This is a genomic window from Streptomyces sp. NPDC046915, assembly GCF_040644935.1.
Lineage (GTDB): Bacteria > Actinomycetota > Actinomycetes > Streptomycetales > Streptomycetaceae > Streptomyces.
Genome location: NZ_JBEYXB010000014.1, coordinates 20,362 through 36,158, shown reverse-complemented (window position 1 = coordinate 36,158; position 15,797 = coordinate 20,362). Strand labels below are relative to the sequence as shown.

Here is a 15,797-nt window from a genome sequence, read left to right as displayed (position 1 = left end):
ACGGAGGCCCGAGATGGGCACCATCGTCATGTCCGGGGCGGTCGTCCTGGTCGTCCTGGGATTCGGAAACCACACCTGGTGGCTCGCCGCGGCCGCCCTGCTCTTCCTGTACGTGCGGTACGGCGTGAGCGCGTCGTCGGCATCGTCCACGGGCGGTGCCGCCCCGTCCGCCGGGGGAGCGGGCGCGCCCGCGACGTACCGGGCGTACCGCGAGCGCCGTGACCGCCAGGCCAAGTGGGAGCGCCGCTACCGCCGCGAGCGCCCCTTCGAGGCCCGCCGTCAGGAGCGCGCGAAGAAGAACTGACAGGCCCGGCCCTGACGGGAGCCTCCGGTCACAGACCGGGGGCTCCCCACACCGGGAACCAGCGGCTCAGGTCCTGCTCGATGCGCAGATCGTTCGTGAGGGTCGCCTTGACCCGCAACTCGAGGGCGTTGTCGCGCCGCTGGGACGTGCCGGGCAGCGGGGCGAAGGGATAGAAGGTGCCCCGCTTGTAGAGGTACACCAGCGCCAGCCGGTGCTCCGAGTCGTCCCGGAAGGCCGCCAGCGAGCACAGCAGCTGCGGGCCGAAGCCGTTGACCTCCATGGAGCTGTTCACCGCGTGCAGGTCGTTGACCAGCTGGGGCAGCTGGTCGGGGGTCCGCTCGGAGACCAGCCAGGAGTAGCCGTAGTCGTCCTGGCGCAGTTCCACCGGTGGGCCGGTGCGGTCCGTGTCCGCGTCGAGGAGCGCCTGGACCTCCCGGTGCGTCTGCTCGAAGGCCGCGCCCTCGACCGTCGCGAAGCACACCGCGCCGCTCCCGGTCGGCGTGAACCCGGCCGCCGCCTCCAGGGTGACGGCCGCCGCCGGCAGCGCGAACAGCTGGTCGAGGTCGGGGGCGACCGGCTTCGTCCGGCCGAGCAGGATGTCCAGGAGCCCCATGCTCACCCCGCCTTGCCCGGCCGCGCCGCCTCACCCAGCTCGCCGGAGATCCGGGCCAGCTGCTCCAGCCGCTGCTCCAGGCTGGGGTGGGTGGAGAAGATCCGGGACAGTCCGGGCTCGGAGCCCAGCGCGGGGGTGAAGTAGAAGGCGTTGAAGGCCTGGGCCGTGCGCAGGTCGTCCGTCGGGATCCGGGCGATGTCGCCGGTGACCTTGGTGAGCGCTGAGGCCAGCGCCGACGGACGGCCGGTCAGCAGTGCCGCCGCGCGGTCCGCGGCCAGCTCCCGGTAGCGGGACAGCGCCCGGATGAGCAGGAAGCTGATGGCGTACACGGCTGCCGAGACCGCCATCACGAGGGCGAGGACGGCGGCGGTGTTCTGGTCCCTGCGGCCTCCGCCGAACAGACCCGAGTAGAACGCGAACCGCACGATCAGGCCCGCGATCACACCGAGGAACGACGCGATCGTGATCACGGCGACGTCCTTGTGCGCCACGTGCGACAGCTCGTGCGCGAGCACGCCCTCCAGCTCGGCCGGCTCCAGTCGTCTGAGCAGCCCGGTGGTCACGCAGATCACGGCGTTGTCGGCGTTCCGGCCGGTCGCGAACGCATTCGGCATGTCCATGCTGGACACGGCGACGACCGGCTTCGGCATGTCCGCGATGGCGCACAGCCGGTCGATCACCACGTGCAGCTCGGGATACTCCTCCCGCTCCACGACCCGTCCGTGCATCGCGAACAGCGCGATCCGGTCGGAGAACCAGTACTGGGCCCCGAGGAGCGCCGCCGCGACCACCGCGACCAGCACCCAGGACTTCAGCAACACGATCAGCGCCGCGACGAACCCCACGTACAGCAGTCCCAGCAGGAACAGCGTGAGCCCCATGCGCGCGGTCAGCCGCCGGTCGCTCCGGAAGCGGCTCTGCATCTTGCATCACCCCGCAGTCAGGCACTCGTCCCGCTGTCCAGTGTGCACCCGCGGATTCCCATGAAGAGGTTCCGAACGGTCCTAGGAGCCGCAAAAGGTCACCGGTAGGCCCGCATCTGTGCGTAACCGAGCAGAACGATCACCGCGGCCACGCAGCCCAGCACCACGGCCGTAGATATCCACGACGACCGGCGCGGCGCCACGGGGTCCGGGTCCGCGCGGAACGGTGCCGGGTTCGGCGGGTTCTCCTTCCACCGGGCGGCCAGCATCCGGGCTCGGGCGGACGGCTCCTTGTGCTCGGCCGAGCTCGCCCACCTGTGGTCGAACTCCCGCTCCCAGTCGTCCTGTTCAGTCATCCCCGTGCAACCTCTCTCGTCCGGCTCTCGTCCGTCTCTCGTCCATCGGCGTCGGGAGGGATGCTCCCCCGACAATAGGAAGCCTGGGAGGCGCGGAAGGTTGCACGGGATGCCGGGTGGTCGATGCGCGGCTAGGCTTTTCAGGTGAGAGCCGCTCCGGGGGCTGCGTTCAGCCCTGCTTCTGACTGCGGCCGCGGCCATCCGTCTCGTGCCCACGAAATCGCACGAGGGGATGGAAGGAGGTTCACTCATGAAAGCACCACGCGCGAGGCGACTCCTCGCGGTCTCCGCGATCAGCGTTCTGATGGCCGGCGGTGCCACGATCGGGGCGGCGGGCGCGGCCTCGGCGGCCGCCCCGTCCAAGGCGACCCAGGCACCCACCAACTTCGGCTGCTTCGACCACAGCAATCGCTTCTTCAACAACTGCGGCTTCAACGGCTTCAACAACGGCTTCGGCTTCCGCAACGGCTTCAACAACGGCTTCAACAACGGCGGCTTCGTGGTGATCGTGGTCAGCTGAGAGCGCAACGGTGAGGGCCGCCACCCGTGGGGGTGGCGGCCCTCATCCGTCTCGCGGCCCTCATCCGTCCCGGGTGTTGCTCCGACCGGCAAGGACGTCGTGTTCAGCCTTCGGAAGGACGCGGAGCGCGCAGATGCGCCCGCTCCTTCAGCTCCTCCTCGTCGACCAACGTGAGCATCGGCTGACCCGGCGCGCACACCATCGTCACCAGGTACTTGGTCGGTGCGTCCGACAGAGCGTTGCCGTCCTGGTAGTGGATCACGTCACCGCCTGGCTCCCAGAACGACCCACCGGACTCGACCACACGCTCCGGCTCACCCTCCAGCTCGAAGCGGAGCGCGCCCTCCATCACGTAGCCGAACGCCGGGCCCGAGTGGCGATGCGGAGGGAGCCCGGGGTGACCGGGAGGCCACTCGACGAGAATGGTCATTCCCGAACCGCCTTCAGGAAAGAAGGGCGGAGTGACTTCCTGTAGCAACGTGACTTCGGACGGCAGGGAGACCTCGTGGGCGGTCCCGTGCTCCGGGTTCTTCTTCGACATGTGCCACACCTCCGTGTCAGGTCCCGATGCCTACCCACACAAAGGCCGATACCGGCACATGCACGGTCACACCCCTCGTATGTGTGACCCCGGCCCGCCGGACAGGCTCTGAGCCCCGGAGCCGAAAAGCCGCCGGCCGGCCTCCCGCGCTGGGAGGACCGGCCGACGGCCCAGAGACGGCCCAGGAAAGCGGCTACCCGCTTTGACCTGGGGCGATATCACACGTCGAAGTAGAGCTCGAACTCGTGCGGGTGCGGACGCAGCTGGAGCGGAGCGATCTCGTTCGCGCGCTTGAAGTCGATCCACGTCTCGATCAGGTCGGACGTGAAGACGTCACCGGCGAGCAGGAACTCGTGGTCGCGCTCCAGGGAGTCGAGGACGGCCGGGAGCGAGGTCGGGACCTGCGCGACGTTCGCGTGCTCCTCGGGAGCGAGCTCGTAGAGGTCCTTGTCGATCGGCTCGGCCGGCTCGATCTTGTTCTTGATGCCGTCCAGACCGGCGAGCAGCAGGGCCGAGAAGGCCAGGTACGGGTTGCCGGAGGAGTCGGGCGCGCGGAACTCGACACGCTTGGCCTTCGGGTTCGAGCCCGTGATCGGGATACGCATCGCGGCGGAGCGGTTGCGCTGCGAGTACACCAGGTTGATCGGCGCCTCGAAGCCCGGGACCAGACGGTGGTACGAGTTCACCGTCGGGTTGGTGAAGGCCAGCAGCGACGGGGCGTGCTTGAGGATGCCGCCGATGTAGTAGCGGGCGGTGTCCGACAGGCCGGCGTAGCCCTGCTCGTCGTAGAACAGCGGGTCGCCGTTGCTCCACAGCGACTGGTGCACGTGCATGCCGGAGCCGTTGTCACCGAAGATCGGCTTCGGCATGAAGGTCGCGGTCTTGCCGTTGCGCCAGGCGACGTTCTTCACGATGTACTTGAAGAGCTGGAGGTCGTCGGCGGCGGCGAGCAGCGTGTTGAACTTGTAGTTGATCTCGGCCTGGCCGGCGGTGCCGACCTCGTGGTGCTGGCGCTCGACCTTCAGGCCGTTCTTCTCCAGCTCCAGGGAGATCTCGGCGCGCAGGTCGGCGAAGTGGTCGACCGGCGGGACCGGGAAGTAGCCGCCCTTGTAGCGGACCTTGTAACCACGGTTGTCCTCGAGGGCGCCGGTGTTCCAGGCACCCGCCTCGGAGTCGATGTGGTAGAAGGACTCGTTCGCGGTGGTCGCGAAGCGGACGGAGTCGAAGACGTAGAACTCGGCCTCGGGGCCGAAGTACGCGGTGTCCGCGATCCCGGTGGAGGCGAGGTACGCCTCGGCCTTCTTCGCCACGTTGCGCGGGTCACGGGAGTACTGCTCGCCCGTGATCGGGTCGTGGATGAAGAAGTTGATGTTGAGGGTCTTGTCCCGGCGGAACGGGTCGACCCGGGAGGTCGACAGGTCCGCGCGCAGCGCCATGTCGGACTCGTGAATGGCCTGGAAGCCGCGGATCGAGGATCCGTCGAAGGCGAGCTCCTCGTCCGGGTCGAACGCCTCGACGGGCACCGTGAAGTGCTGCATGACGCCCGGCAGGTCGCAGAAGCGGACGTCGATGAACTTGACGTCCTCGTCCGCGATGAACTTCTTGGCCTCGTCGGCGTTCTGGAACATCCAGCTCCTCCTACTCCCGGCCGTTCCCGTGCCGGGGTGGTAGTTCGGTCGTGCGGCCAGTGCGGTGGCACACGCTGTCCTCGACCCTAGGGACGGGTGATTTCTCGGGCGTGACCCATTTGTTTCGCAGAAGTTAACCGATCCTGGTTCCACCGTAGCCCTGACCACCCCTTGAGACACCCCGCCGTCCGGCGGGCATATACGGGCGCAGTACCGTGGACGGGTGGACAACAGACAGGCAATCGGATCGTGGCTTTCCGGGCCGCGTGCGGCCATGGAAGACGCCGGTGCCGAGTTCGGATACCGGGGCGAGCAACTCGGTCTCCCGGAGGACGGGCCGGGCTCGATCGCCCGCCCGGGACGGCGGCTCGGAGCGCTGGCCGTGGACTGGGCCCTGTGTGTCTTGATCGCATACGGCCTGATCACGCACGGCTACAGCCCCGCCACCAGCAACTGGGCCCTGCTCGTCTTCCTGGTCCTGAGCGTCCTGACCGTCGGCACGGTCGGCTTCACGCCCGGTAAGCGCCTCTTCGGCGTCCGCGTGGTCGCCGTGGACAGCGGCCGCGTCCAGCCGCTGCGCTCCCTGGTCCGCACGATCCTGCTGTGCCTGGCGATCCCGGCCCTGATCTGGGACCGCGACGGCCGCGGGCTGCACGACCGGATGGCCAGGACGGTCGAGGTCCGCATCTAGGGGCCGGTCGCCTCACGGGTGCGACCGGCACGACGAAGGGGGCGGCCCGGATCACTCCGGGCCGCCCCCTTTCTCGTACGGGGAGGTTCAGCGCGCCTTCGGGCCGCCGCGCGGCATCCGCATGCCCTTCGGCATCGGGCCCTTCGGCAGCGGCATGTTGCTCATCAGGTCGCCCATCGCGCGCAGCCGGTCGTTGGTGGCGGTGACCTGGGGGCCGGTGAGGACCCGCGGGAGCTTGAGCATCGTGGTGCGCAGCTTCTTCAGCTCGACCTGGCCCTCGCCCGTGCCGACGATCAGGTCGTGCACCGGGACGTCCGCGACGACGCGGTTCATCTTCTTCTTCTCGGCGGCCAGCAGGCTCTTCACCCGGTTCGGGTTGCCCTCGGCGACCAGCACGATGCCGGCCTTGCCGACCGCGCGGTGCACCACGTCCTGGCTGCGGTTCATCGCCACCGCGGGGGTGGTCGTCCAGCCCCGGCCGACGTTGTCGAGCACGGCCGCGGCGGCGCCCGGCTGGCCCTCCATCTGACCGAAAGCGGCCCGCTCGGCCCGGCGGCCGAACACGATCGCCGTCCCGAGGAAGGCGAGCAGCAGGCCCAGGATGCCCAGATAAACGGGATGCCCGATCAAGAAGCCGATCGCGAGGAAGACACCGAGGATGCCGATGCCGACGGCTGCGAGTACAAGACCGATCTTGCTGTCGGCCTTGCGGGTCATCTTGTAGGTAAGGGCGATCTGCTTCAGTCGCCCGGGGTTCGCAGCATCCGCTGCGGTTTCCTTCCTCGCCATGCCAGGAAGTCTACGTGGCCCCGGGAGTGCCCACGACGGCAGTGTCCCGGAGGGTGGGATTCAGGGGGGTGCTCAGGGGCGGGGGGTGAGCGTCTGCTCGAGGACGCGCTGGGCCTCGACCCGGTCCTTGGCGCGGCGGCGGTCCTCCAGGACCGAGGTCCAGGCGTTACGGCGGGCGGTGCGCTGGCCGCCGCTCATGAGCAGGGACTCGACGGCGCGGAGTGCGTCGGTGAACGACGGGATGGCGGTGGCGCGAACGGGCGCGGCCTGCATGTGGTGGTCCCCCTCGATACGGCTGCGGATACGGGGTGTACGTGGCGTGAGTCCAGCGTCACTGATTGGTGTTACCAGGGTGTGACCGACCGGTCAAACGGCAATGAAGCCTCGTTGGACCAGGTAGAAACGACGACGCGATCCTGACGGGTGTCCTCATCTGCGAGGACTGTCAGGACCGCGTCGTATCGGTCACTACTGGCCGGTAGTTTCTTGTGCGTGAATTCACACGCTTGTCCGACGCCCGGACGGTGTAACCCGGGCGAGCGTGCGTCAGACGGCCTGCGAGGCGATGTAGGCGCCCCGCTTCTCGATCGCCATCTGGTAGAGCCGCCCGGCCCGGTACGAGGAGCGGACCAGCGGGCCGGACATCACGCCGGAGAAGCCGATCTGCTCGGCCTCCTCCTTCAGCTCCACGAACTCCTGCGGCTTGACCCAGCGCTCCACCGGGTGGTGGCGCACGGTCGGGCGCAGGTACTGCGTGATGGTGACCAGCTCGCAGCCGGCCCCGTGCAGCTGCTTCAGCGCGTCGCTGACCTCCTCACGGGTCTCGCCCATGCCGAGGATCAGGTTGGACTTGGTGACCAGGCCGTAGTCGCGGGCCTCGGTGATGACCTTCAGCGAGCGCTCGTAGCGGAAGCCGGGGCGGATCCGCTTGAAGATCCGGGGGACCGTCTCGACGTTGTGCGCGAAGACCTCGGGGCGGGAGGAGAAGACCTCGGCCAGCTGCTCGGGGACCGCGTTGAAGTCGGGGGCCAGCAGCTCCACCTTGGTCCGGCCGCCCTCGCGGTCCGCCGTCTGCTGGTGGATCTGGCGCACGGTCTCGGCGTACAGCCAGGCGCCGCCGTCCTCCAGGTCGTCGCGGGCGACGCCGGTGATGGTGGCGTAGTTCAGGTCCATGGTGACCACGGACTCGCCCACGCGGCGCGGCTCGTCGCGGTCCAGCGCCTCGGGCTTGCCGGTGTCGATCTGGCAGAAGTCACAGCGCCGCGTGCACTGGTCGCCGCCGATGAGGAACGTCGCCTCGCGGTCCTCCCAGCACTCGTAGATGTTCGGGCAGCCGGCTTCCTGGCAGACCGTGTGCAGGCCTTCGCTTTTGACGAGGTTCTGCATCTTCGTGTACTCGGGGCCCATTTTCGCCCGGGTCTTGATCCACTCGGGCTTGCGCTCGATGGGGGTCTGGCTGTTGCGGACCTCCAGGCGCAGCATCTTGCGTCCGTCGGGTGCGACTGCGGACACGACCGGCTCCCTAGCGATTGATTCTTCGGCGTGCTCAAGGGTACGCCCGTGGTTTTGATGGTTGCCCGGCGCTGGGGCGGGCCTCTCCGGGGGCTGCCGCCCCCAGACCCCCGCTTCGGTCTGAACGGCCTCGTCCTCGAACTCCCCCAGAGGGGGCACCCCCGGACGGGCTGATTTCATGCCGGCCGGTGCCGAGAAGTCACGCCGCCGGCGTCCGCTCGATCTCCCGCGGCTTCAGCTCCGCATTCTCGAGTACGTCCCTCAGGTGCCGCTCGGCCACCGGCAGGACCTCCTCGATGGTCACGTCGCGGTCCAGCTCGCCGGCGAGGGAGGCCACCCCGGCGTCCCGGATCCCGCAAGGGATGATCTTGTCGAACCAGCGGTTGTCGGGGTTCACGTTGAACGAGAAGCCGTGCATCGTGACGCCCTTGGCCACCCGGATGCCGATCTGCGCGATCTTCCGGTCCTCGCGCCGCTGGCCGGCGTTGGAGGGCGCGTACTCGGGCCCGTTCAGCCGGGGGTCGAACTGGTCGTCGGTCAGCCGGGGGTCGAAGTCCAGTGCCAGCCCGCCGAGCGCCGGCCGCTGCCCGACCGGGTCGCCGAGCACCCACACCCCGCTGCGGCCCTCGACCCGGGTCGTCTCGAGGCCGAACTCCGCGCAGGTGCGGATCAGGGCCTCCTCCAGGCGCCGGACGTGCGCGACCACGTCCACCGGGCGCGGGAGCTTCTGGATCGGGTAGCCCACCAGCTGGCCCGGACCGTGCCAGGTGATCTTGCCGCCGCGGTCCACGTCGATGACCGGAGTGCCGTCGAGGGGACGCTCGCTGTCCTCGGTGCGACGGCCCGCCGTGTAGACGGGGGGGTGTTCGAGGAGCAGGACGGTGTCGGGGACCTCGTCGGCGAACCGCGCCGCGTGCACCCGGCGCTGCTCGTCCCAGGCCACCTGGTAGTCCACTGCCCCGGCACCGAAACCCATGCGGACGAACCGCAACTCACTCACGGCAAGCGCCTCCCTAGAAGCTCGTAAGGCACGTAACGCGCCTACGCCACTGTACGTCCGGCCGCTGGACGTCAGCTCGGGGGTCAATCCTCACACGATCGGATGAATGCACGCCAAAGTATGTGATCAGCTGCTCACTCTCCGCTACATTCGCGCCGTTCATGAGGCCATAAGGGCTGCTCACAGGCAATCCGGGCGCAAGCGGCCACGCTGCTTGGGTTCGAAAGGCAGGAGACCGCACCGCAGATGACGGACCGACCCGCGCAGCGCACCCCCAACCGACAGCTCGCCGCGCTCATCGCAGAAGCGGGGTTCTCCAACGCGGGACTGGCCCGTCGCGTGGACCAGCTGGGTCTCGAACACGGGCTGGATCTCAGATACGACAAGACATCGGTGACCCGGTGGCTGCGCGGCCAGCAGCCGCGGGGAACCACTCCCGCGCTCATCGCCGAGGTCTTCACCCGGCGTCTCGGCCGCCGTCTGACCGCCCAGGACCTGGGCCTGGACGCCTGCGCGCCGGTCTACGCGGGCCTGGAGTTCGCGGCCAGCCCCGAGGAGGCCGTCGACATCGTCAGCGGGCTGTGGCGCAAGGACTCCGGCAGCCACGCCGAGCTGCGCAAGATCGCCTTCACCCCGGCGGGCCTCGTCGTGCCCAGCCGGGACTGGCTGATCGGCCGGGCCGACGACAAGGTGGCCCGCGGCGAGCCGCCCGCCCGGGTGCCCGCACAGGGCCGCCCGGTGCTGCCCCGCCAGCGCGGGCAGGCCGAGCGCGGCCCCGGCCAGCGGGTCACCGGCGGCGACATCGCCGCGCTCCGCTCCGTCGGCGAACTCTTCCGCACCCTCGACGACGCCTACGGCGGCGGCCACGCCCGCCAGGCCCTGGTCCGCTACCTCGAGCACGAGTGCGAGCCGATGCTGCGCGGCACCTACGGCGAGCAGACCGGCCGCCGCCTGTTCGCCGCCGCCGCCGACCTCACCCGCCTCGCGGGCTGGACCTCGTACGACATCGCCGCGCACGGGCTCGCCCAGCGCTACTTCGTACAGGCGCTGCGGCTCGCCCAGGCGGCCGGGGACCGGGCCTACGGCTCCTACGTGCTGGTCACCATGAGCCGCCAGGCCGTCTACCTCGGGCACGGCCGGGAGGCCGTCCAGCTGGCCCGCGTGGCGCAGCAGGGCGTCGGGGGCGGCGCCCCGCCGGTCGTACAGGCGCTGCTGCACGCGTCCGAGGCACGGGCGCACGGCGTGCTGGGGGAGGTGCGGGCGTGCACCGGTGCGCTGGTGCGGGCCGAGCGCGCCCTGGAGGCGGCCCGGCCCGGGGACGAGGTGCCGTACTGGGCGCGCTTCTTCGACGAGGCGCAGCTCGCCGACGAGTTCGGGCACTGCCACCGGGATCTCCAGCAGTTCCGCGCCGCGGCCCAGCACGCCGAGCGCTCCCTGCAACTGCGCGCCCCCTCGTACGCCCGCAGCCGGCTGTTCTGCCGGGTCGTCCTCGCCACCGCCCGCCTCGGCCTCGGCGAACTCGACCAGGCCTGCGCGCTGGGCGCGGAGGCGGCCGGGCAGGCGGCGGAGATGCGCTCGGTCCGGGCGGTCGAGTACGTCAAGGACTTCGAACGCCGGCTGGAGCCCTACAGGGACGCGGCACCGGTCAGGGGCTACCGCGACAGGATCGCGGCGCTCGGGTGAGCCCCTGACCTCTTGCGCGCCCCGGGGATCAGGCCGCCTTCCGCAGGGTGGCCGGCGGGTCCGCCCGGTGCATCGAGCCCGCCGCCCCCAGGTCCGCGAGGACCGCGGCGGCGGCCCGGTGGGCCGAGTGCAGCGCGCCCTGGACGGTGCTGGTGTCGCGGTGGTCGCCGCACACGTAGAGCCCCGCCATCAGCCGCACCGGCCGCCGCAGGTCGTGCGGCGGGCGCATCGCGGGGACGGCCTCGGCCGTGTGGTGCACGGCCAGGGTCTCCCAGCGGCGCGTCGAGGTGCCGTACAGCCGGGACAGGTGCATGCGTACGGCGGTGTCGACGCCCTCGGGAGGAGTGCCGAGGACGGTGGAGGAGACCAGTGCCCGGCCCGCGGGCGCGCGGCTCGGGTCGACGTTGCTGACCACCGCGGTGTGCGCGACGGGGCCGCCGCGGTCGGCCTCCAGCAGGAGCGAGGCGCCCGTCGTCGGCGGCTCGTCCGTCGTGTGGTGGACCACCGTGACGGGGTGGAAGTCCGGCACGCGCAGACCGGGCAGCAGTTCGGCCGCGGCACGCGCGTCGGTCGCCAGCAGGACCGCGCGGCAGCGGAACTCGCCGTGTTCGGCGGTGGTCACGGCCGTGGTGGCGACGGAGGTGGCCCGGACGCCGGTGTGCACGGTACCGGGGGGAAGGGACCGCGCCAGCAGTTCCGGCAGCACGTCGGCGCCGCCCTCCGGCACGCACAGCCGGCCGCTCGCGAAGGAGCGCAGCGCGAGGTCGGCGCACCGGCTGGAGGTGGTCAGCTCCGGGTCGCACAGCAGGGCGGCGAGCAGCGGGCGCAGGAAGCCGTCGATGGTGCGGGCGGGCACCCCGCGGGCGGCGAGGGCCTGGGCGGCGGGGAGTTCGGGACGGGCCAGGATGCGTTCGACGGGCGTACCGGCGATCCGGGCGAGAGATGCCTGGAGGCGGGCCTGGTCGACGGCGCCGCCGACCGGGGCGCCGGCCTTGCGCGCGGGCGACACGGCCGTGCTCCTGGGGGCGCTTGCCAGGGCGCGTACAGCATGGAGTGCGCCCCTTGCGCTCCCTCCGACCGCCGATGCGCCCGCGCGCTGCCGACGGCCGTCGCGGTGCAGCAGGACGCCGGGTGCGAAGGGGCGCAGGACGAGGGCGTCGAGCCCTGGTGTCAGGCGTAGTTCCGGATACGACGTGGACAGGAACTGGCCGATCCGGTCGAGCCGGAAGCCGTCGACCTTCTCCGTCGACATGCGGCCGCCCACGTAGGGGGCGGCTTCCAGGACCGCGGTCGTCACTCCTGCGCTGGTCAGCCGATGTGCCGCGGAGAGACCGGCGATCCCGGCTCCCACGATGACGACGTCCACCTGGTACACGGGCTCAAGCACGAGGCCCCTCCTCGAGGTTGTGCGGCCGGTGGAGACGTCATGCCCCCAACAGGCTCCAGGGATACCCGAGTTCAGATCGAGGTTAGGGCCGTGATCGGTCAGGGACAGTCGCGCATGGACAGGGCACGGTCGCACGGCGGTCGCATATGGTCACAGGAGTTCATCAGGCCGCCCGGATCGCGTCCTCGATCCCCGGAAACGCGAAGGTGAACCCCGATTCCAGCAGTCGCTTGGGCACCACCCGTTGGCTGCCCAGCACGTCCCCCGCCATCTCGCCCAGCGCGGCCCTGAGCACCGGCGCCGGGACCGCGAACGCCGTCGGCCGGTGCAGCACGCGCCCCATGGCCTCGGTGATCTCCCGGTTGGTCAGCGGCTGCGGTGCGGTCAGGTTGAACGGCCCCGACAGCCCGTCCCCGGCGATGAGATGGCGCAGCGCGGCCACCTCGTCGTGCAGCGCGATGTACGACCAGTACTGCCGCCCGTCGCCCATCCGCCCGCCGAGTCCGGCCTTGAACAGCGGGAACAGCCGCCCCCACGCGCCGCCGCCGCGCGCCACCACCAGCCCGGACCGCGCGAACACCGTCCGTACGCCCGCCTCCTGAGCGGGCGCGGTGGCCTCCTCCCACTCCGTGCACAGCGACGGCAGGAAACCGTCCCCGGGCGGGGTGTCCTCGTCGACCACCCGGTCCCCGGTGTCGCCGTAGATGCCGATCGCGCTGCCGTTGACCAGGACGCGCGGCGGCTCGTCGAGCGAGGCGACGGCCTCCGCCAGCGCCGCCGTGCCCAGCACCCGGCTCTGCCGGATCCGCCGCTTGTACTCCTCCGTCCAGCGGCGGTCGCCCACGCCGGCCCCGGCCAGGTTGACCACCGCGTCGCAGCCGATGAGCCCGACCGCGTCCACGTACTGCCCCTCCGGGTCCCAGCAGACCTCGCCCTCGCCCCGGGCCGCGCGGCGGACCAGGCGCACCACCTCGTGTCCGTCGGCGGTCAGGGACCGCACCAGAGCGCTGCCGATGAGACCGGACGCGCCGGTCACCGCGATCCTTGATCGTTGCATGCCGCCCATCCTGCCCGTTCCGCAGGTGAAAACCCCGTGAAGCGCTTGGAACCCCGCCGTAGGGTGACCGGCATGCCCGACCCCTCCATACGTACCGCCCGGCCCGAGGACGACGAGGCGCTGACCCTCGTCGACGTGGCCACCTGGTCGCATCTGCACGCGGTGATGCCCGAGCCGCAGCCGCCGTACCGGCCGTTCTTCTCCGAGCGGCACGCCGTCGAGGACACCCTGGTCGCCGAGTGGGACGGCCGCGTCGTGGGGTACGTCCGCATCGGCTTCCCCACCTCGCTGGACTGCAACGCGCACGTACGGCAGATCCAGGGCCTCGCCGTCGCCGACGAGGCCCGCGGCCGGGGCGTCGGCCGCGCGCTGATCCGAGCCGCCGTCGCGGAGGCCGGCCGGTGCGGCGCCCGCCGCATCACCCTGCGCGTCCTCGGGCACAACACCCCCGCCCGCAAGCTGTACGAGTCCGAGGGCTTCGTCGTCGAGGGCGTGCTGCCGGAGGAGTTTCTGCTGGGCGGGGAGTACGTGGACGACGTGTTCATGGGCCGCCCCCTCTGACGCGCGCCGACGCGCGGGCGGCCCGGGTCGCTCAGGAGGTGACCAGCTCCCCGGTGTCCACCGGCGTCGTCGCGTCCTTCGCGCGCGCGGCGTCGGAGGACACCTCGTCCGCCGTCAGCACGTACCCCGTCTCGCCGTCCGAGGTGGAACGGGCGAAGACCACGCCGAACACCCGGCCCCCGGTGGTCAGCAGCGGGCCGCCGGAGTTGCCGGGCCGGACCGTCGACCGTATGGAATAGATCTCGCGGGTGACGGTGGCGTCGCTGTAGATGTTCTGGCCGGTCGCCCGCACCCGGTTCGCCACCGTGGCCGCCTGGAGGTTGAGGTCGCCGTCCTGCGGATAGCCCGCGACGACCGCCGAGTCACCGCGTGAGGCGTTGTCGTCGAAGCGGAGCACGGGGGCACGCAGATACGGCACGTACAGCACCGCCACGTCCCGGTTCGGGTCGAAGAGCACCACGCGCGCCTCGTACGACTGCCCGACGCCCCCGAGGCGTACGGTCGGGTCGTCGATGCCCGCCACCACGTGCGCGTTGGTCATCACATGCTCCGGCGCGTACACGAACCCGCTGCCCTCGCGTCCCTGGGTGCCGGAGACCCCCTCGATCTTCACCGTGCTCGTCTTGGCGGCGTTCGTGGCCCTGGGCGTGACGCTGTCGCCGGAGGGCTTGGCGACCCGGGCCGTCGACTCGTTCTCGAAGGGGTTGAAGACCTGCGGGAAGCCCGCTTCCGTGAGGGCGGACGTCGCCCGCGAGAACCAGGTCGGCGTGGTGTCCGGCATCGCGTTCTGCACCGCGCCCAGCAGCGCCGAGTCACGTATCGCCGTCGTCACCGTCACGGACGAGGACGCGCCCAGCACACTCGCGGCCACCCACGCCACGATCAGCACGGCGACCGAGTTCGCCGCCGCCCCGCCGACCCCGTCGGCCACCCGCAGCGGCCCGTCGTCCAGTTCGCGCCGCAGCCGCAGCGCCAGCCGCCCCGCCAGCTCGTGCCCCACCACGCCCGGGACCAGCACCGTCAGCACCGCGGCGACGGTCGCCCCCGGCGTCCCGCGCGTGACGAGATCCATCACCCACGGCAGCACCCACACACCCACGACCGCCCCGCCCACGAACCCGGCCAGCGAGACGCAACCGGCAACCAGCCCACGCCGGTATCCGGAAGCCGCGTAGGCCAGGATCACCAGCACAAGCACCAGGTCGAGCAAGTCCACGGAGCCGCCTTTCTCTCGGACCCCCTAGTACGGGTGGGACGGGCCCAGTGATCAGTTACACGCACCCGACACCTCGGGATCCGGCCACGCGTGCGTGTACCCCCAGAAACGTCCTGGACCAGGACGATGGTTCCGCCAGGTGGCACATCGCACATCGCGGGCGGAGCGGACCCCGCCGACATTGGGACCATGGACGCACGCGCCGCCGCCCGTACCGTGCTGGGCTGCCTGCCCGCCCTCGCCGCCGTCCTCGCGCCCGCGCTGTGCGCCCGGGGAGTCGAGGACACGGTCGCCGAGGCGCGGCACGTCCAGAGCGCGGAGGCCCGCTCCGGGGCGGGCCGGGCGGAACCCGTGGCCCACCACCGCGCCGCCCGCCCCCGCATCATGCCGCGCACCGCCTGGCTGGACATCGCCATCGCCCGGCACACCCAGCCGCCACCGCGCTACGACGACAAGGTCGTCGCGGTCTTCGTCCACCACACCGACTCGCCCAACGGCTACGACTGCGCCGAGACGCCCCGCATCATCCGCGACCTCTACTCCGGCCAGACCGGCGCCCGCAGCTGGGACGACATCGGCTACAACTTCCTCGTCGACCGCTGCGGCACCATCTACGAGGGCCGTGCGGGCGGCGCCGACCGCGCCGTCACCGGCGCCCACACCCTGGGCTTCAACCACCGCACCGCCGGCATCGCCGCCCTCGGCACCTTCACCGCCGGGATCCCCGTCCCGCGGGCCATGACGGACGCGATCGCCGCACTGACCGCCTGGAAGCTCGGCCTGGCCGACGTCGACCCGCGATCACGGGTGACGCTGGTCTCCAGCAGCAGCCACAGCCGCTTCAAGAGCGGCACCACCGCCATCCTCCCCACCGTCGCCGGCCACAACGAGGGCTACATGACGACCTGTCCGGGCGCGGCCCTCACCGCGAAACTCCCGGCGATCCGGGAGGCGGCGGCACGACTTCAGGGTCGGCGAAAGTAGAACTTCCCCTTCCGTGTTTGCCAACGGAAGGT

The 15,797-nt window shown here is 71.1% G+C and carries 18 protein-coding genes; 6 read left to right on the top strand and 12 right to left on the bottom strand.

All coding sequences use genetic code 11. The annotated features are described in order from the left end of the window. The first annotated feature begins 13 nt into the window (after positions 1 to 13). Positions 14 to 304 (top strand): hypothetical protein, encoded by a 291-nt coding sequence (locus ABZ915_RS31465; RefSeq protein ID WP_361810255.1) that lies wholly within the window; start codon positions 14 to 16, stop codon positions 302 to 304. Positions 305 to 332: 28 nt separating this feature from the next. Here the strand turns inward: ABZ915_RS31465 and ABZ915_RS31460 are convergent, their stop codons facing one another. From ABZ915_RS31460 to ABZ915_RS31450, 3 genes are all read right to left on the bottom strand, one after another. Beyond that, positions 333 to 917, bottom strand: a complete 585-nt coding sequence (locus ABZ915_RS31460; RefSeq protein WP_361810253.1) for a hypothetical protein — start codon at positions 915 to 917, stop codon at positions 333 to 335. Positions 918 to 919: 2 nt separating this feature from the next. After that, positions 920 to 1,840, bottom strand: coding sequence for a zinc metalloprotease HtpX (gene htpX / locus ABZ915_RS31455; RefSeq protein ID WP_361810251.1), 921 nt, complete (start codon positions 1,838 to 1,840; stop codon positions 920 to 922). A gap of 98 nt (positions 1,841 to 1,938) precedes the next feature. Beyond that, entirely contained in the window at positions 1,939 to 2,196 is a 258-nt protein-coding gene (locus tag ABZ915_RS31450) for a hypothetical protein (RefSeq protein WP_361810249.1), read from the bottom strand. Positions 2,197 to 2,446: 250 nt separating this feature from the next. Here ABZ915_RS31450 and ABZ915_RS31445 point away from each other — a divergent pair, with 250 nt between their 5' ends. Further along, positions 2,447 to 2,716 carry a hypothetical protein gene (locus ABZ915_RS31445; protein WP_361810247.1) on the top strand — a complete coding sequence of 90 codons (270 nt, stop codon included), beginning with the start codon at positions 2,447 to 2,449 and terminating at the stop codon, positions 2,714 to 2,716. A 103-nt stretch (positions 2,717 to 2,819) separates the two neighbouring features. Here the strand turns inward: ABZ915_RS31445 and ABZ915_RS31440 are convergent, their stop codons facing one another. Both ABZ915_RS31440 and glnA read right to left on the bottom strand, forming a co-directional pair. After that, entirely contained in the window at positions 2,820 to 3,257 is a 438-nt protein-coding gene (locus tag ABZ915_RS31440; RefSeq protein WP_361810245.1) for a cupin domain-containing protein, read from the bottom strand. Positions 3,258 to 3,475: 218 nt separating this feature from the next. Then, a complete protein-coding gene (glnA, locus tag ABZ915_RS31435) occupies positions 3,476 to 4,885 on the bottom strand; it encodes a type I glutamate--ammonia ligase (RefSeq protein ID WP_361810244.1) in 1,410 nt (469 codons plus the stop codon). Positions 4,886 to 5,108: 223 nt separating this feature from the next. On the opposite strand from glnA, the gene ABZ915_RS31430 reads away from it, so the two are divergent. Then, positions 5,109 to 5,576: an RDD family protein gene (locus ABZ915_RS31430; RefSeq protein ID WP_361810242.1), complete on the top strand. Its 468-nt coding sequence runs from the start codon at positions 5,109 to 5,111 to the stop codon at positions 5,574 to 5,576. Between the two features lie 87 nt (positions 5,577 to 5,663). Here the strand turns inward: ABZ915_RS31430 and ABZ915_RS31425 are convergent, their stop codons facing one another. The 4 genes from ABZ915_RS31425 to lipB all read right to left on the bottom strand — a co-directional run bounded on the left by ABZ915_RS31425 (position 5,664) and on the right by lipB (position 8,964). After that, positions 5,664 to 6,365, bottom strand: coding sequence for a DUF4191 domain-containing protein (locus ABZ915_RS31425; RefSeq protein ID WP_132850905.1), 702 nt, complete (start codon positions 6,363 to 6,365; stop codon positions 5,664 to 5,666). Positions 6,366 to 6,437: 72 nt separating this feature from the next. Continuing rightward, positions 6,438 to 6,638, bottom strand: a complete 201-nt coding sequence (locus ABZ915_RS31420; protein ID WP_361437647.1) for a hypothetical protein — start codon at positions 6,636 to 6,638, stop codon at positions 6,438 to 6,440. A gap of 273 nt (positions 6,639 to 6,911) precedes the next feature. After that, on the bottom strand, positions 6,912 to 7,877 hold the full coding sequence (gene lipA, locus ABZ915_RS31415) for a lipoyl synthase (protein WP_361810239.1): 966 nt from the start codon (positions 7,875 to 7,877) through the stop codon (positions 6,912 to 6,914). Positions 7,878 to 8,076: 199 nt separating this feature from the next. Beyond that, entirely contained in the window at positions 8,077 to 8,964 is an 888-nt protein-coding gene (lipB, locus tag ABZ915_RS31410) for a lipoyl(octanoyl) transferase LipB (protein ID WP_361810237.1), read from the bottom strand. Between the two features lie 159 nt (positions 8,965 to 9,123). Here lipB and ABZ915_RS31405 point away from each other — a divergent pair, with 159 nt between their 5' ends. Beyond that, entirely contained in the window at positions 9,124 to 10,560 is a 1,437-nt protein-coding gene (locus ABZ915_RS31405; protein ID WP_361810235.1) for a regulator, read from the top strand. 28 nt (positions 10,561 to 10,588) lie between these two features. On the opposite strand, the gene ABZ915_RS31400 is transcribed toward ABZ915_RS31405, so the two are convergent. Together ABZ915_RS31400 and ABZ915_RS31395 are read right to left on the bottom strand one after the other, a co-directional pair. After that, a complete protein-coding gene (locus ABZ915_RS31400; protein WP_361810233.1) occupies positions 10,589 to 11,947 on the bottom strand; it encodes an NAD(P)/FAD-dependent oxidoreductase in 1,359 nt (452 codons plus the stop codon). A 163-nt stretch (positions 11,948 to 12,110) separates the two neighbouring features. Continuing rightward, the gene (locus ABZ915_RS31395; RefSeq protein WP_361810231.1) at positions 12,111 to 13,004 is read right to left on the bottom strand and encodes a TIGR01777 family oxidoreductase; all 894 of its coding nucleotides are present in this window, start codon (positions 13,002 to 13,004) and stop codon (positions 12,111 to 12,113) included. Between the two features lie 72 nt (positions 13,005 to 13,076). Here ABZ915_RS31395 and ABZ915_RS31390 point away from each other — a divergent pair, with 72 nt between their 5' ends. Next, positions 13,077 to 13,565 carry a GNAT family N-acetyltransferase gene (locus ABZ915_RS31390; protein WP_361810229.1) on the top strand — a complete coding sequence of 163 codons (489 nt, stop codon included), beginning with the start codon at positions 13,077 to 13,079 and terminating at the stop codon, positions 13,563 to 13,565. A gap of 31 nt (positions 13,566 to 13,596) precedes the next feature. Here ABZ915_RS31390 and ABZ915_RS31385 read toward each other — a convergent pair whose 3' ends face one another. After that, positions 13,597 to 14,781 (bottom strand): MarP family serine protease, encoded by a 1,185-nt coding sequence (locus tag ABZ915_RS31385; RefSeq protein WP_361810227.1) that lies wholly within the window; start codon positions 14,779 to 14,781, stop codon positions 13,597 to 13,599. A 189-nt stretch (positions 14,782 to 14,970) separates the two neighbouring features. Between ABZ915_RS31385 and ABZ915_RS31380 the strand changes: the two genes are divergently transcribed. Beyond that, on the top strand, positions 14,971 to 15,765 hold the full coding sequence (locus ABZ915_RS31380; protein WP_361810225.1) for a peptidoglycan recognition protein: 795 nt from the start codon (positions 14,971 to 14,973) through the stop codon (positions 15,763 to 15,765). The last annotated feature ends 32 nt before the right edge of the window (positions 15,766 to 15,797 follow it).

What these genes read in the sequence shown, in the direction of transcription:
- ABZ915_RS31405 (WP_361810235.1), top strand. Translation starts at nt 9,124, where the DNA reads ATGACGGACCGACCCGCGCAGCGCACCCCCAACCGACAGCTCGCCGCG.
- ABZ915_RS31390 (WP_361810229.1), top strand. Translation starts at nt 13,077, where the DNA reads ATGCCCGACCCCTCCATACGTACCGCCCGGCCCGAGGACGACGAGGCG.
- ABZ915_RS31450 (WP_361810249.1), bottom strand. Translation starts at nt 2,196, where the DNA reads ATGACTGAACAGGACGACTGGGAGCGGGAGTTCGACCACAGGTGGGCG.
- htpX (WP_361810251.1), bottom strand. Translation starts at nt 1,840, where the DNA reads ATGCAGAGCCGCTTCCGGAGCGACCGGCGGCTGACCGCGCGCATGGGG.
- ABZ915_RS31445 (WP_361810247.1), top strand. Translation starts at nt 2,447, where the DNA reads ATGAAAGCACCACGCGCGAGGCGACTCCTCGCGGTCTCCGCGATCAGC.
- ABZ915_RS31460 (WP_361810253.1), bottom strand. Translation starts at nt 917, where the DNA reads ATGGGGCTCCTGGACATCCTGCTCGGCCGGACGAAGCCGGTCGCCCCC.
- ABZ915_RS31440 (WP_361810245.1), bottom strand. Translation starts at nt 3,257, where the DNA reads ATGTCGAAGAAGAACCCGGAGCACGGGACCGCCCACGAGGTCTCCCTG.
- ABZ915_RS31380 (WP_361810225.1), top strand. Translation starts at nt 14,971, where the DNA reads ATGGACGCACGCGCCGCCGCCCGTACCGTGCTGGGCTGCCTGCCCGCC.
- glnA (WP_361810244.1), bottom strand. Translation starts at nt 4,885, where the DNA reads ATGTTCCAGAACGCCGACGAGGCCAAGAAGTTCATCGCGGACGAGGAC.
- ABZ915_RS31425 (WP_132850905.1), bottom strand. Translation starts at nt 6,365, where the DNA reads ATGGCGAGGAAGGAAACCGCAGCGGATGCTGCGAACCCCGGGCGACTG.
- ABZ915_RS31395 (WP_361810231.1), bottom strand. Translation starts at nt 13,004, where the DNA reads ATGCAACGATCAAGGATCGCGGTGACCGGCGCGTCCGGTCTCATCGGC.
- ABZ915_RS31465 (WP_361810255.1), top strand. Translation starts at nt 14, where the DNA reads ATGGGCACCATCGTCATGTCCGGGGCGGTCGTCCTGGTCGTCCTGGGA.
- ABZ915_RS31420 (WP_361437647.1), bottom strand. Translation starts at nt 6,638, where the DNA reads ATGCAGGCCGCGCCCGTTCGCGCCACCGCCATCCCGTCGTTCACCGAC.